Source organism: Alicyclobacillus fodiniaquatilis (assembly GCF_042678105.1).
Taxonomy (GTDB): domain Bacteria; phylum Bacillota; class Bacilli; order Alicyclobacillales; family Alicyclobacillaceae; genus Alicyclobacillus; species Alicyclobacillus fodiniaquatilis.
Genome location: NZ_JBHUCX010000069.1, coordinates 220 through 14,841, shown reverse-complemented (window position 1 = coordinate 14,841; position 14,622 = coordinate 220). Strand labels below are relative to the sequence as shown.

The following is a 14,622-nucleotide window of genomic DNA, read 5'->3' as shown; positions in this document are numbered from 1 at the left end:
ATGTCATCTAATGTTTAGTTGATCGTTAAAAGACATTTCGCCTAACGGCGAGCGCCTTATATCCCCATAGCTAAAGCAAGGGCTTTTACGGCGCATCTGATAAAATACAGCCAATCGGGCATCAAACTTCGGTAAGTCTTCCGTGACTTCGCCAACAAAATCGCGGATTTCCATTTCCACTTGTATCATCACCAATCCAATAGCGTAGTGGTAACCGAGTTAAGACTCCATCGTGATCAATAAGAAGTCTTGAAGGATGTTGGTACTTCAGTCATTTACCCGGTCGTGCGTCAAGTCAAATCCATTTCCACAGGCGCCTTCGCTTTCATCTTCATGCCAAAAATGGGCATCAAGATGAGCACGCCAATGAAGAACAACACGCCGGCGGACGTGTACATGAACGAAAGAGAGGTCAACTGTTTGAGCCAGCCCGCAAACATCATGGTCAGCACCATGCCGCCCATGAACATTGGATTTAATGTGCCGGAAACCCGACCTACGAAATCTCCCTCAGAATTCTCCAGGATCATCGTGTTGATGCCAATTTGCAGTCCCGGCATGAATAGGCCGCTGAAGAATTGAGCGCCGAGCGACAACCACAAATTGGTCGCAAATCCGAAGCAGACGAATACAGCCACATTGACGGCCATGCCGAGCATCAACAGACGTTGCGGTGGAATTCGCTTGGAGAACCCCATGACCAATACACCGCCGATGATCATGGCCAATCCATTGGCTGCGGTAAACCACTGCAACATATCCTTCGACAATCCCAAACGTTCCGTAACGAAGAAGACCCCAAGCGGATTGATGAGACCGAGTCCCAATCCTGCTGCCAAAAAGGCTCCGCCCAACAGAGTGAGAATTTTTCTGTCCAACACATACTGCAAACCCAGCTTCATATCCTTGAGCACTGTGGACTTTTCTTGGGTCTGTTTCATCCGCTCCTCTTTCGGTAACAGCGTCAAAATGGCTGCCGAAAGGAAGAAGGAGAGACCAGTGATGGCGATGGCCACTTTGATTCCGTAATGCTGATAGACGAACGTCCCCAGCATAGGACCCAAGATCATAAACACCGCAAACTCGGTCTGGTAGATGGACATCCCGGCTTGCATCAGCGACTCTGGGACATGCAGCTTGAACAGCCGCATCCCCGAGGGTTGCGAGAATTGGCTTAGGATGGAGGATGCGAGCGTCGCGACAAACACCACCCGCCAGGAACCATACGACAACACGAGGAGAACGACCATAATCGACAAAGCGCTCAGTGCATCACAGATGACCATGGTCCGCTTGGGCCGCCACCTATCTGCAAACGTCCCGCCGATGAACGAAAAAAGGAAAATGGGCGCAAACTCGGCCACAGAGATCATGGACACCGCGAACGCATTCCCATGCGTCTTGTCAACCACGAACAACAAGACAGAGAAGTTGCGCACTCACATACCAATTTGAACCATTAATCCGGACATCAGAATCGTCACAACAAAGCGGTTTCGAAACAAGCTAGCCATTGAGGGTGAATTGCTTTTCACGCGTGGATCACGTCCTATCGGGATCGATAAAAAGCAGAGGATGCGATCATAGTATAACAAAAGAATCTGAATAGAACAGTCGATTGCACAAGTTCATAATTATATTTTCTTAAGGACTATACGCGACGCCCATATTGTTTATTTCGATCAAATTAGGTGGCCTGTTGCCACCATGAATGAGTTCGCTATAGACACCTTGTTCTCCTGACAGAAACTCTTTCAGAAATGAGACTGTCACCTGCTGTATGGTGTTTGTAACGTCCGTTGACGTTTGTTCCACCAGACGCCCAAATGTAGAAAATGACATATGGCTCGAACCGATGACCTTCACGAATGACTTGGTAGATTGCACACAGTCATACAGACGTCTTTGGCCATCAATGTAAGCAGTCGCGATGACTTCGCGCATGTCCGCAAGCAGCTCAGGTAGTGATGCTGCCTGTTGACGCATGTTTAAAAGAGGAACATCTAGATCTGAGTAGTCAAGCAAATGAAGACTAGCGTCGAGGAGAACTACACATCGAACACGCTCGTCCTGTGTCCCCGCATTAAACGCAGCTGCACCACCCAACGAATGCCCGATCATTCCAATGCGTTTCAGGTCAAATTTGTTGCCAAGAAGTCGATCCTCATTGTTCCAAAGCGTCAAATGATCAATAACACACTTTATGTCTTCCATCCTAATGTGGACAAGTTCTTTCAAACCAGTAAAGTCAGCGAAATCCTGATTGGACACTTGTTTCGCTTGCCGTATTATTGTGTCGGTGGGAAACACAGTAAAAAGACTCTCATATGGAGTTCCAACAGTAACAACAATATAACCAGATTCCACTATAGATGTTATCAGTTCCATGTACAAATCGCGCTCAATTCCAAAGGCTGGAGAAAAAATGACTACAGGACAAGAATTGCACGGTAATACAGGGTTTGCATTTTCGACGATAGATACCGGATAATTCACCAACTTCTCTTTGCTGATCCCCATTTCTGAAAAAATACGACTGACTTCATCCTCGAAAGGATGGAATAAGGACAAGAAGTTCGCTTGATGATGTGGTATGTGCTCTGCATTGATTGAATAAAAAATGCTTATTGGAAATGTCCTGCATCCTGCAAAATCATTGAATGTCTCAGCCCGACCATGATCTGTCAACACTTTGGTGACTCGCCCAATTGCCATGTCATACAGTCACTCCATCAACAATGATTCTCAAAAACAAGTGATGAATCAAAAATCAGTACTCCGCGAACGTTTTCCGATACCCATAAAAAGCCCGAAAACCCAGGTGTTCGTAGTATGAACGTGAACGACTCGACGCAAGCAACTCCATCCTTGTATCAGGATAAAATCCATGAACATAACGCAATAATGTTCTGCCAATCCCCATTCCACGAAACGCTTCTTTGATTGCCAATTCGCAAATATAAAGCGTCACGTGTTGGTCCGTGAGCCCTCTGACATACCCCACCACTTCGTTTTCTACACATACCACCATTTTGACGTTGGAGTGCTCCCAGGCACCCTTTGTTCCTTCATCGTTATCGGCGAGATTCGTCCAACCTTCGTTGCGATTGAGCGCTTGTATATGGATAAAATCCGAGTCTTGATAGGAACGAAAGTGAATCTTCATTCCATTGTTCAATGCAAGTTCCATTTGTGACGCTCAACTCCGATTTGCAGTCGCCAGATGGGCTTTTAAAGGTATTTGATCAACTCAACATCTGCGTAAGTATCTGCAGAGTGCTCTTTATGTCCATAAATTCCGCCAATGCTATTCAACCCAAGTTTTATCCAAAATCTAAGGGCGGTCCAATTTTTCAAAGCGACATTAGCCCGGACTTCGCCGTATCCAATTCGTTTCAATCTGATGAACAAACCATTTATAACTTCTTGCCCCAGACCTTGTTTCTGATAATTTTGATCAATGTATAGATAGGTCACATAGACAGTCTGTGGCGTTGGATAGCCATGATAAATGATGAGTAATCCGGCAATAATTCCTGTTTCCTTGACACGTATAGACTGAATTTTAAAATGTTCTTTATCGCCATTTGGTGGTAAGTCACCAATGGTGAAACAATGATGGATATATTGCGTGTCGAATTCACGTCCGTCCCATTTACTGATATATCCACCCTGTTCATACAACGCTTGAACTGTATGAATTTCGTTATCAACAAGCTCCCGCATCACAAGCCTTTCTGTATCCCATGTATGCGGAATCGTATTCACCGACATGTATTCGCCCCATTTTCAACTAGTGTGTTTCCCAACAGCATCATCTGCTAAGTTCAATTGCCACGATACGCCAAACTGATCAGCCACCCAGCCAAATTTCTGACTGAACGGGTATGCTGCAAGTGGCATGTGCACCGTTCCCTCCTGCGCCAGTGCATCAAATACCCGCTCAATTTCACGTTCGGTGTCACAGGTCACATACAAGGATATCGAAGGCGTAAATGAAAAACCGTGCTTCACGCTGCTGTCAATACACATAAGCGGCTGGCCGCAGAGTAAAAAACTAGCTTGTTTTACTGTACCCTCTATGCCATCCTCATTCGCCCCATAGCGGAGAATCTCTATGATTTTTGAATTATCGAATAAAGAAATATAAAAATTTAATGCTTCTTCCGCTTTCCCCTCAAACATGAAAAAAGTCGTGATTTTGGACACTGTGCTAACACTCCCTACCGCTTCAAATCATCCGTTTTCAACAGTCTCATCGTACCATGACAAAACCGCTTTTTTCGCAAAAGATTATCAACTCGATCACGCCTTGCTGCACAAACGCGCTCACAACAAGGCGTCTGATACAAGCTGAATGTTCATTTCAAATGAGGCAATGCGTCACACATATTCCAAGCCGTCAGGCGATGTACTCTGCATGTGGCAACTCACTGGCGCTCAATTTATCCAAAACAATAGTGACATCGCGATGCAATTGCAGAATGCTCGCAGGAATGTCGGTGCGCACCTCACCCTGAATGGCGCGCGAGACAATATGCGCTTTTTCTTTCCCAAATGCCATCAGGACAATCTGCCTTGCCTGCAAGATGGCCTGTACTCCCATCGTGATGGCCTTCCGCGGCACTTCCGAAACATCCGTAAAAAAGCGCGCATTGCTGGCAATGGTGTCATGCGACAATTCCACCACATGGGTTCTCGACAACAGTAGATCATTCGGTTCATTAAAGCCGATATGACCATTGACCCCAATGCCGAGTATCTGAAAATCAATCGGATGCTTGCGAATGATGTCGTCATAGCGCTCACACTCCGCATGGAGATCAGCGGCTGCGCCATCGGGGATGAATATCTGATCACGGGGGATGTTGACGTGATCGAACAATTGCTCGTTCATAAAGTAGTGATAGCTTTGTGGATGCGTATCTGGCAGACCGATGTACTCGTCCAGATTGATGGTCGTCGTCCGGGACAAGTCCAATCCGCATTTTTCAAATTTGACGAATGCCTGGTAGAAAGGACAAGACGTGCTGCCGGTGGCTAGCCCCAATACTGGATTGGGCACATCAAGCACCACTCGTTCCGCAAGCGCTGCGACATATAGTCCTGCATCGCTTGGTGTCTCAAAAACCCGTATTTTCATAACGATGTTCCTCCTCATGATGTCACTTAAACAACCAGGGAATTGACATGAATGTTTGCTTTTCGAACGAACAAATAACGCACATACATTCACTTGTGCTTCCGATTTTATTTAAGCCGTTGTAAACCCTGTGAGCCGTAACTCGCCAGCTTGCAACAAAACACTTGCCGCACTGCCAAATGCCGCAGCATCCTCCCCGAGTCCCGCCAAGACAATTTCGCACGAGACAGGAGACAAGCGCGTGACACGCGCGCGAACCATGTTGAGCAGTGGCCTACCGACGCGAGACACACCGCCACCGAGGATAACGACATCCGGATTCAACAAGGTCACAATATTGGCAATGGAAAATGAAAGATACGACAATGCCTGATTGACCACGTGCGCCGCCAGCATATCGCCTGCGCCTGCCCTTTCAAAAATGTCGGCTGTGGTGATGTTTTCAGCGGTCAGAGACGTATCAGGATAATTTCCTAAATTTGCGAGCGCAAAATCCTCCATCCCTTTGCCGGACGCCATTTGCTCCAAGGGACCATAATCGCCGAGATCCAGTTTCGGGCTCGTCGTGGCGGGATCGACATGAAGATGGCCAATCTCTCCTGCGTATCCTCCCGCTCCCCGATACAGTTTTCCGTTCAGAATCATGCCAGCCCCGATGCCAGTGCCTAACGCAATCAGCACAACGTTGTCGCGCCCTTGCGCGGCGCCTTTCCACCGTTCGCCGATGACACCCATGTTCACATCATTATCAATCAGAATGGGACCAGGCAAATCCCCGAAAAACTGCCTTGCATTAAAATTCGTCAAATTTAAACCGGGTACCTGCACGACAATCCCTTCGTCTGCTGACGTGACACCTGGGAAGCCAATGGCCGTGCCAATGACACTATCGCGCTCTACACCCGACTGCAGAAGGCAGTCCTCCACCTCCCGCAGAATATGCGTTATGGTCGCAACATCTCTCACTTGAGACAGAAATTTGCGCCGCAAAATCACATTTCCATCCAAGTCTGTAATCAAGACAATTGTTTTGCTGCCACCGATGTCCACGCCGATTGCATATTTTGCGCTAGAAATATAGTGAAGATGCACTGGCCTTCGTCCCCCGACAGATGTGGACTCCCCTGTGGCCCCTTCCCGAACTCTCCCTTCTTTGATGAGCTGGTCTACAATGGCGGAAATCGTAGAACGACTCATGTCCAGTGTTCGGGCAACCGCCGCTCGCGAGATGGGGCCGGCCTCCTTAATCAGATGAAGCACATTCGCCTTGTTTTCCTGTCCCATACTAGCTGGCGTTTTTTTCTCCATCTGCACAATCATCCGCCTCCTCTCCCATTTTGTCTGTTTCGCCTTAAAATGAAACAATACCTTTGTATGCGCCATCTACAATGCTTCACTGACGGCCGTTTCAGATACAATCGTGCATTGATCGCCAGATAGAGCGGCCTACGCGCCGGATCGCACGCTTTATTTTATCACGTCATCGAACGAAGCTATCAACTGCATTTTTATCGTAACTTTATTTTATGACATGGTGAAAAACCACTATACAGAGCGGAAAATGTGTCGTAACATACCGCTGATAACCACGTACGGCGTTTGTGGAGATGAGCCTGTTCGCTTTTGCTCACTCTGAGAACTGCATAGGTGTCATGATGGGGAGGCGGCTTCATGCAACGCTTGTTCAGTTTCTACTACTTCGTCTTTTTTGTCGCAATGGCGGCTACTCAGCCATTTCTCAGTCTTTATCTGAGCGGAAAAGGCATTGACAGCACGCATATCGGCTTCCTGTTGGCAGCGGGCTCCGGCGCTGGCATGTTTGCGCAACCCATTCTCGGTTCTTTGAATGATCAAGCCAGTGACCCGCGCAGAATTCTCATTCTGTCGGCGCTTTTATCTCCCATTCTTTACGCTGGCTACGCGCTGACACGCCAATTTTGGCCTTTGCTGCTGGTGGCTGTGCTGTATGCCATCGCCCAGTCGACTGCCCCCATCATGGACGCAATCACCGTGCAGGAAGGGGCGAGATCGGGATTCGCTTATGGAAAAATTCGTCTCTGGGGCGCGCTCAGTTTTGCCTTGACGACAATGGTAGCAGGATACATATACCATCTCATTGGCATTCAGGCCTCTTTTATCGTATACGGCGGGTTGTCTGTCATTCTCATCTTGGCCATTTTGCTTCTGCCGAAGACAAAATCGCTGCAACCATCCCAAGATAAGCTGCTTCAAGGCATATTACAGGTGGCACGCGGTCCAGCACTCATCACATTCATTGTCATTTGCTTCATCCTCTCTATGGCCATCTCCATCAACTTCAGCTTCCTGCCCCTCTATTTTCAGGACTTGCATTACCCAATGGGGTGGGTCGGCATGAACTTCACGGTCGCCGCACTCGTGGAAGTCCCATTTTTCTATATCTCGAGTAGAATCATCAAGCGACTTGGCCTGATGCCCGTCGTGATTTTAGCCAGCATCCTTTATACCTTGAAATACACGGTGATGATCTTTAACCCAGGTGCCGCCGTCGTCATTTCGATTCAGGTGCTGGATGGCATCGCATACGCGCTGTACTGGAGCGCCGCCGTTCAACTCGTGTCCAACCTCTCCCCAAATGGAAAAACGGCAACAGCCCAAACATTGTTTGGCGCCATTGCCGGGAGTTTGAGCGGAATTGTGGGCACAAGTTTTGGCGGCTGGTTTCTGGAACAATTTGGACCATTACTTTTATACGGATGCGTCACCGGACTGGGCGCATTGTCTGTCTGCTGTTTTATCCTGTTTGCCCGTTTTACCCGCCAGTCCGTATCCTCAGATTTCGATTCTGTACAATTGGATGTGCACTAACCCACATCAGATGATCTCTAACCCGTCTTTCTCCGGCAGCGAAGGAAAGGGCGCATGCGGCTCTGTCTGGTACCAAAACGAGACAGAGGCAATGTCATCCTGCAAGGGCAGGTATCTTCCGCCGGATCGCCATCCGAGCGCTTGAATCGTCACTTTGAGATCTTCCTCAAAACGAATGGGATCCATCACATGCCATCTGTACATGCCAAATCGTTGCTGACTGCGATACAAACCATCTGGTTTGATGATTTGAGGCAGTCCCAAATAGGCGGTCGAATATTGCCCATATTGACCGTGTGGATGTTCAAAATTCCAGGCGCCGCCGAAGTAATCCTCTGTCCCGGTGCCACAAATGGTGGGATATTCATCATCGCCATCCAGGTAGAACTTGATTTCTCCTTCCCCCCACCAGCCGTTATTGTTCACGCCCCATGCCAAATAAGTGCCAACGTAATGGCCTTTTCCGCTGACATGCTCAAGCAATGTGTGCACACCCTTGTATGCGACAGGGTTGCTTCTTCTCCACTGCGCGTGAAAATAAGCCGCATCATCAGGCACTTCAGTCAGACTGTATGTAATCTGATAGTACAAGACAGCATCTGTATCGCCGAGATTTTCAACCGTGATTCTCGCAGTTTTGCGGAAGGGCATCTCCCAATAACTGTTCATTCCCCCGGCAGGATTGACCGCGACGGGCAGCGAATTGACGTTACACCGCTCCCCCCAACCGTTACAGAAGAAATCGCCGAGCGGCGTTTCCACGGACGGCGTTTGCTCGTCATCCCAGTACATCCGCAATATCAGGTTGCGCCAGTGCTCTGGACCGCAGGTCAGCCATATATGCTGAATCACACCAGCTTCTTGGATATGCGCAAGCGTAAACGAATCATGCGCTGGAATGACGACGGATGGAGAGACTTTCCAACCAACGCCCAAATCTCTCGCTGCTGCTTTCCCCGTTCCCTCACTGGCCATCGCCCCTTTGCCTTTTTCGCCAGTGAAATTTTCCGCACTGATGGATCTCGTCTTTGCATCTGATAACAAAGACAAATTGCCAAGTCCCATACCCAAGCCATTAAACCGCAAATCAATCAACTCCAGTCCATTTTTCAACATGTTCAATTGTCGCATCGCTCATTTGGCGCACGACCAGAAAGCGCTTACGTTCCCAATGTTCAGATTCATATAAATCCATGCGGCTTGTCAATATACACTTCATAGCGTACTTCATTTCGATCCGCTATCAAACCCCTGTTCGCAACATTGCAAAGTTCAGCCACCGCTTGGCATAGAATTTCGCAATGTTGCGAGTTGCCACGACCTGATACAAAATTGAACCTAAGCTTGAACGAGTTGTTTTAACGCCACATAATCCGTTTTTCCACTGCCCATCAATGGGAACTCTTCAATCCATCTGACCTCGCTGGGAGTATGCAAACGAGAGTATCCTGTTTGGGCAATAAAAGTTTGCAACGAAGCGAGTGACAAGTTGGGGTCCGTCGTCACCAAAATGATTTTTTCTCCTCTTCTTGAATCCGGCACGTTGATTGCAGCAAAATCTGTGCTGCCATAACATTGCGCAGCCAACTGTTCAACGAGATTCAAAGACACCATTTCCCCGGCCAGTTTGGCAAACCGCTTCAGGCGACCAATAATAGTCACAAAACCTGCTTCATCCACAGTGACCACATCCCCCGTGTCATACCAACCATCTGTCGGAATATATCCTTGTTCGTGCAGGAGATAGCCCTTCATCAAGTTCGGTCCCTTGATAAACAGTTTACCGCCTTCAGGAATGCCTGGAACGTCCTCTAAGTCATGCTGGATAGCAGGCAAGAATCGCCCGACACTTCCTTGCTTGTGATTCAGTGGTGTATCCAGGCACATGATGGGGGCAGTCTCCGTCGCGCCGTATCCCTGCATAATCTGCAAGTTGAATTTATCCAGCCAGAATCGCTCCACCTCCTCCTTTAATCGTTCAGCGCCCACGACCGCATACCGCATCGTTCGAAAATCATCCTCCTTCGCGAATTGCCCGTATTTCTCCAGAAAGGAAGAAGTGCCAAATAAAATGGTCGATCCCTCTTCACGGGCCAACTCGGGAATCCGCTTGTAGTGAAGCGGTGACGGATAAAGATATGTCTGAACGCCGCACAACAGCGGCAAAATCGCCCCAGCCGTCAACCCGAAGCTGTGGAACATTGGCATTGCGTTCAACATTTTATCTTGAACGCCGAAGTCGATGACCGCGCGTGTTTGTTGTACATTTGCAAAAATATTGCCATGTGACAACACGACACCTTTGGGGCGAAATTCGCTGCCAGACGTAAAGAGAATAACTTCATGATTCGCATTTGCGGCTTTTTTTCGTTTCAAAAAGAGCGAAAATCCTTTTATTTTATCCATCGCTGAAATGGCCTGTTTGACATCTTCAAGATAGACCAAACGATAATTGGCTTTTAATTCTGCTTCAACTGCTTCCAATTGTCCCTTCGCAATAAACTCGCGAGAGGTCAAAATGGTTGTCAAATCTGCCGTCTCACATGCGTGAATAATGGTTTGAGCGCCAGCTGAATAATTCAACATCACCGGTGTCTTACCGATATAGAAAAGCGAAAACAACGTTACCAAGTTGCCGATTGAATTTGGCAGGAAAACACCGATGTTTTTACCCGCCGATGTCGTTTCTTTCCTTAACCGCTGACTTAATACATAGATGTTCAACAACAAATTTTTATAGTTGATCTGCCCGGAAATATCTTTACAAACGACAGCCTCGTCGCCATAGTACCTCGCAGCGGCAAGCAGTTCATTAAACAGATCCACATCTTTTTGCATATACGTTTCAAACAGGAATGATTGGATGGTAGGCAACACGTCTGACAGATGGTTTAACTCAATCCTTTTCTGACAAGTAAAACTGCGGTGATTCACGTATACGGGAACAATCGGCGTTTTGGTCTGATAGGCGATATAGCCGATGGCTTGAAAAGCAGCTTGATCCACATCCAAGAAGACGAAAACTGGACGACCATCTCTCAACCGCCTAAGGAGCGTGCGAAATGTAAACACATTTTGCGTCGAAATGACACCATAATCCCGCTTTTGTAAAATATCCAGGTAACGTTTTTCGAGTGTACGGTTGACGAATATTTTTATATCTGTAGGGATTTCTTTCAGCAGATGCTTAAATTGTGTGTGTATTGTATTGTTCAGTAGATAAATCGCTTGTTGGCTGCAATCAAACTGGTTGGATATTTGGGATGGCATGCATACGCTCCCTACTCATTTAAATTTTTGACGCACGCTCGGTCAAACGTTCATTTAGATATTCTACTTTGCGCACTGTGGTTTGGTAAAGCACAAAACTTTGAATCATCACCGACACGGACGCGTTCAAATTCTTAGACACTAGCTGCTGACAAAACCGCCGCCATTCAGATGCAACACCTGCCCCGTCATGTAAGACGAATCTTCTGACGCCAGGTACACATATGCTGGCGCCAATTCAAACGGTTGCCCAGCGCGTCCCATAGGGACATCATCGCCAAATGTCGCTACCTTTTCAGGTGAAAATGACGCCGGAATGAGTGGAGTCCAAATCGGACCCGGTGCCACAGCGTTGACACGAATGCCCTTTTTGGCCAAAGACAACGCCAGAGAACGGGTGAATGACACCAAGGCGCCTTTGGTCGAAGCGTAGTCAATCAAGTCCGCTTCGCCGCGATAAGCCGTGATCGACGCAGTGTTGATGATGGTACTTCCCTCTGCCAAATGTAAAAGCGCATCTTTCGTCAGCATGATATGTGCAAATACGTTGGTATGGAATGTCTTTTCCATCTGACGGTTCTCAATTTGGGACAAACTTTTCTGCACATACTGAACACCCGCATTGTTGACGAGCGTATCAATACGGCCGAACTTCTGCATGACATAAGGCACAATTTTGCAACGATGGTGTTCATCTGTGATATCTCCAGGGATCAATGCACAACGACGGCCATACTGTTTTACATAATACTTGGTCTCCTGCGCGTCATTGTGCTCATCCATATATACAATGACAACGTCTGCCCCTTCTTTGGCGAAGGCCACAGCGACTGCTCGGCCAATGCCACTATCGCCACCTGTTATGATAGCCACTTTGCCTTTTAGCTTATCTGCCGCGCGATAATGTGGATTGTCAAAGATCGGCCTTGGGCGCATATCTGATTCAATTCCTGGCTGACGCGGTTGATGTTGTGGTGGAAAGCCCATGTTTGATGCCCCTCTCACAAAAAACATGTATCAGCATATGCCCAATTTGCAGAAAGGTTTTTTCATTTGGATAAATCAGGTCTACATTGGCACACAATACGGACAATAGTAGCCATGCACCACATTTTACACATGGTCATTTGATCCGCTGCCACTTCCCTGAGCTAGAAACCCTATTGATATCAATTACAATGATGAGGTGATGAAAATGGAAAAAAAGCGCGGTCAGATACATGAAAAGGACATCTGGGAGATGTATGAAAAGAAATGCAGACAGGAGGGCAGAACTCCTTCCATCGAAGACTTCAAGAAGTGGACAAGGTCTCTGCTGGCCAATTTATAAAGTGACATAGCCTCACCGAATAATTTGCATAATATTGAAAACTGACAGAAAGGCGTATTGCCGCTTCCTGGCAGTGCGCTACCTTTTCGAAGTTTTTCGCAAAAGCGACACAACCTGTTGGCCAAGCATATTGAACAAGCAGCCTATTGCAAGTAACGTTTTACATTGACACTGAAGGAGGGTATATGTGAAAGATGTAGCCTGGTTTTTTCATATGCTTGGTCTCGCGGTTTGGCTTGGCGCTATCTTAGGCATGGCCGTTTGCGTACTTGGCCTACGGAGTCGACATATCAGCAATGACGTCAAACAGGTGTTGAACAAACTTCAAGGCAAGCTTACTATCGTCGGCGCCGCTGGTGCTCTGGTAATGCTCATCAGCGGCGGCATTTTGCTTGGCACGAGTGGCGCATCTCCGTTGTGGGTCAATCTCATGACAGGTATAGGTGGAGCCGTCATCATTTTTTCCCTTATTGCGATCACGCTGCAAAGTCATTTTCTTTCCGTGCGTATTCAGTCTGGTTCATTTGATGACATATTGAGCCGCCAACTCAATTTGCTCTATGTAACTTCCTGGATAGTCATGATTGGCATTATTGTGGTGCTCGGCATTGTGAGCGCAAGACTATAAGACGAAGACCTGCCCTCATTCATTGAGAATGGGGGCAACTTAGCCTGTTGCTGAACGCACATTTTTCTTTGCAAGCCACAGTGAAAAGCGCGCTTAAGATGTGAAACAAACACGTCAACCTAGATATGAAAGCGCATTATTCGCATATGATTGACAAATGAAAGCGCATAAGTATCATGAAGGCATACCAACTAAGGGGGACTCATACCCATGTCCTATTTTTCTCTCACCACTTGGAGCCTACACCGCAGTCTTGGACCACTGCGCATGACCCAGTGGAATCCAGAAACACAGGAACAAATCATTGAAGAAGTCCCACAACCAGCGAACATTGAACTGATTGCTTTGCCGGCGATAGCAGCAGAACGAAACTTCAAGGCCATGGACGTCTGCCATTTCAATTTCCCCAGCACATCCCCTCAGTATCTGCAACAATTGCGGCAAGCGTTTGCAGATGCTGACGTTACCTTCTATACGCTGCTTGTCGATTATGGAGATATTTCTAGTAGTGATCCAGTTCGTCGTTCATCTGATATTGCCTACATCAAAGATTGGATAGACGTTGCAGCGACTGTAGGCGCAGAGCGAGTTCGCGTGGTTGCTGGTGAGTCCGCCCCCAGTGACACTGAGGGACTGAAGTTAGCCGCAGCGGCTCTTTCGGAACTGATTGACTATGCAACGCCGAAGAACGTCAATATTATCACCGAAAACTTTAAATCACTTTCTTCAACACCTGAAAACTGCCTATACCTGTACAACGCTTGTAATGAACAGCTTGGACTCATCTGCGACTTCGGCAACTTCAAATCGACACAAAAATATGATGAACTGGCGCAGATCCTGCCCTTTGCTGAATCTGTCCATGCTAAAGCGCACTACGATGAAAACGGGCTACCCGACGCACCTGAATTTCAGCGTTGTCTGGAGCTTCTACCCAAAGCCGAATATGACGGTCCTATCACCATTGTCTTCGATGGTGCGGGTGATGAATGGGAAGGTATCACACGCGTCCAAAACATCGTAGAGAACTATTTGTAACCTCGTTGCTTATACAGCATAAAACAAAAAGCCCCCTGCCACCACATCTCGTGGCGCACAGGGGGCTTTCTTCTCTCTCGCCTGGCAACGTCCTACTTTCCCAGGAAGTCTCCCTCCAAGTATCCTCGGCGCTGGAGGTCTTCACGTCCGTGTTCGGTATGGGTACGGGTGTTTCCCCTCCGCTATGGCCGCCAGACTCGGGTGTTCGCTCAAGCGGCTTCGCTTCGCCAAACCCAGGCTCCGCTGCAGATGCTTTCGCTCCCACCACTCGTCTTCGGTTCAGATTACATATTCGCAACCCTTCACCTGACTAAGCGTCTTGCTTTTTGTACCGTAGCTTTCACTACAGTCTGCCCTTGCTTCTGA

13 protein-coding genes, 1 rRNA gene and 1 pseudogene are annotated in these 14,622 nt (G+C 47.7%); 3 read left to right on the top strand and 12 right to left on the bottom strand.

The features are described 5' to 3' along the window. Positions 1 to 3: 3 nt before the first annotated feature. The 8 genes and pseudogenes from ACFSB2_RS17865 to ACFSB2_RS17830 form a co-directional block, all read right to left on the bottom strand. Positions 4 to 180, bottom strand: coding sequence for a hypothetical protein (locus ACFSB2_RS17865; protein ID WP_377944465.1), 177 nt, complete (start codon positions 178 to 180; stop codon positions 4 to 6). Between the two features lie 110 nt (positions 181 to 290). Beyond that, a pseudogene (locus ACFSB2_RS17860) lies at positions 291 to 1,514 on the bottom strand (MFS transporter). Between the two features lie 130 nt (positions 1,515 to 1,644). Beyond that, positions 1,645 to 2,715, bottom strand: a complete 1,071-nt coding sequence (locus ACFSB2_RS17855) for an alpha/beta hydrolase family protein (RefSeq protein WP_377944464.1) — start codon at positions 2,713 to 2,715, stop codon at positions 1,645 to 1,647. 55 nt (positions 2,716 to 2,770) lie between these two features. Next, positions 2,771 to 3,190 (bottom strand): GNAT family N-acetyltransferase, encoded by a 420-nt coding sequence (locus tag ACFSB2_RS17850; RefSeq protein WP_377944463.1) that lies wholly within the window; start codon positions 3,188 to 3,190, stop codon positions 2,771 to 2,773. 41 nt (positions 3,191 to 3,231) lie between these two features. Next, positions 3,232 to 3,774: a GNAT family N-acetyltransferase gene (locus ACFSB2_RS17845; protein ID WP_377944462.1), complete on the bottom strand. Its 543-nt coding sequence runs from the start codon at positions 3,772 to 3,774 to the stop codon at positions 3,232 to 3,234. Positions 3,775 to 3,789: 15 nt separating this feature from the next. Beyond that, entirely contained in the window at positions 3,790 to 4,209 is a 420-nt protein-coding gene (locus tag ACFSB2_RS17840) for a VOC family protein (protein WP_377944461.1), read from the bottom strand. Between the two features lie 193 nt (positions 4,210 to 4,402). Continuing rightward, positions 4,403 to 5,143 (bottom strand): glucosamine-6-phosphate deaminase, encoded by a 741-nt coding sequence (nagB, locus tag ACFSB2_RS17835; protein WP_377944460.1) that lies wholly within the window; start codon positions 5,141 to 5,143, stop codon positions 4,403 to 4,405. A 111-nt stretch (positions 5,144 to 5,254) separates the two neighbouring features. Beyond that, positions 5,255 to 6,451 (bottom strand): ROK family transcriptional regulator, encoded by a 1,197-nt coding sequence (locus ACFSB2_RS17830; protein ID WP_377944468.1) that lies wholly within the window; start codon positions 6,449 to 6,451, stop codon positions 5,255 to 5,257. 363 nt (positions 6,452 to 6,814) lie between these two features. Here ACFSB2_RS17830 and ACFSB2_RS17825 point away from each other — a divergent pair, with 363 nt between their 5' ends. Beyond that, entirely contained in the window at positions 6,815 to 7,990 is a 1,176-nt protein-coding gene (locus ACFSB2_RS17825) for an MFS transporter (RefSeq protein ID WP_377944459.1), read from the top strand. A gap of 6 nt (positions 7,991 to 7,996) precedes the next feature. Here the strand turns inward: ACFSB2_RS17825 and ACFSB2_RS17820 are convergent, their stop codons facing one another. The 3 genes from ACFSB2_RS17820 to ACFSB2_RS17810 form a co-directional block, all read right to left on the bottom strand. After that, the gene (locus ACFSB2_RS17820; protein ID WP_377944466.1) at positions 7,997 to 9,106 is read right to left on the bottom strand and encodes a glycoside hydrolase family 172 protein; all 1,110 of its coding nucleotides are present in this window, start codon (positions 9,104 to 9,106) and stop codon (positions 7,997 to 7,999) included. A 222-nt stretch (positions 9,107 to 9,328) separates the two neighbouring features. After that, positions 9,329 to 11,260 carry an AMP-binding protein gene (locus ACFSB2_RS17815; protein WP_377944458.1) on the bottom strand — a complete coding sequence of 644 codons (1,932 nt, stop codon included), beginning with the start codon at positions 11,258 to 11,260 and terminating at the stop codon, positions 9,329 to 9,331. A gap of 141 nt (positions 11,261 to 11,401) precedes the next feature. Further along, complete coding sequence (locus ACFSB2_RS17810) at positions 11,402 to 12,247, bottom strand: SDR family oxidoreductase (RefSeq protein ID WP_377944457.1); 846 nt, start codon at positions 12,245 to 12,247, stop codon at positions 11,402 to 11,404. Positions 12,248 to 12,777: 530 nt separating this feature from the next. Between ACFSB2_RS17810 and ACFSB2_RS17805 the strand changes: the two genes are divergently transcribed. Both ACFSB2_RS17805 and ACFSB2_RS17800 read left to right on the top strand, forming a co-directional pair. Continuing rightward, positions 12,778 to 13,218: a hypothetical protein gene (locus ACFSB2_RS17805; RefSeq protein ID WP_377944456.1), complete on the top strand. Its 441-nt coding sequence runs from the start codon at positions 12,778 to 12,780 to the stop codon at positions 13,216 to 13,218. A gap of 210 nt (positions 13,219 to 13,428) precedes the next feature. After that, positions 13,429 to 14,256, top strand: coding sequence for a sugar phosphate isomerase/epimerase family protein (locus ACFSB2_RS17800; protein WP_377944455.1), 828 nt, complete (start codon positions 13,429 to 13,431; stop codon positions 14,254 to 14,256). A 79-nt stretch (positions 14,257 to 14,335) separates the two neighbouring features. Here the strand turns inward: ACFSB2_RS17800 and rrf are convergent. Then, positions 14,336 to 14,452: ribosomal RNA gene (rrf, locus tag ACFSB2_RS17795) — 5S ribosomal RNA — on the bottom strand. Between the last annotated feature and the right edge of the window lie 170 nt (positions 14,453 to 14,622).

Excerpts from the sequence above, each read along its gene's own strand:
- ACFSB2_RS17855 (WP_377944464.1), bottom strand. The coding sequence starts at position 2,715 with ATGGCAATTGGGCGAGTCACCAAAGTGTTGACAGATCATGGTCGGGCT.
- ACFSB2_RS17850 (WP_377944463.1), bottom strand. The coding sequence starts at position 3,190 with ATGGAACTTGCATTGAACAATGGAATGAAGATTCACTTTCGTTCCTAT.
- ACFSB2_RS17845 (WP_377944462.1), bottom strand. The coding sequence starts at position 3,774 with ATGTCGGTGAATACGATTCCGCATACATGGGATACAGAAAGGCTTGTG.
- nagB (WP_377944460.1), bottom strand. The coding sequence starts at position 5,143 with ATGAAAATACGGGTTTTTGAGACACCAAGCGATGCAGGACTATATGTC.
- ACFSB2_RS17830 (WP_377944468.1), bottom strand. The coding sequence starts at position 6,451 with ATGGAGAAAAAAACGCCAGCTAGTATGGGACAGGAAAACAAGGCGAAT.
- ACFSB2_RS17825 (WP_377944459.1), top strand. The coding sequence starts at position 6,815 with ATGCAACGCTTGTTCAGTTTCTACTACTTCGTCTTTTTTGTCGCAATG.
- ACFSB2_RS17820 (WP_377944466.1), bottom strand. The coding sequence starts at position 9,106 with ATGTTGAAAAATGGACTGGAGTTGATTGATTTGCGGTTTAATGGCTTG.
- ACFSB2_RS17815 (WP_377944458.1), bottom strand. The coding sequence starts at position 11,260 with ATGCCATCCCAAATATCCAACCAGTTTGATTGCAGCCAACAAGCGATT.
- ACFSB2_RS17810 (WP_377944457.1), bottom strand. The coding sequence starts at position 12,247 with ATGGGCTTTCCACCACAACATCAACCGCGTCAGCCAGGAATTGAATCA.
- ACFSB2_RS17800 (WP_377944455.1), top strand. The coding sequence starts at position 13,429 with ATGTCCTATTTTTCTCTCACCACTTGGAGCCTACACCGCAGTCTTGGA.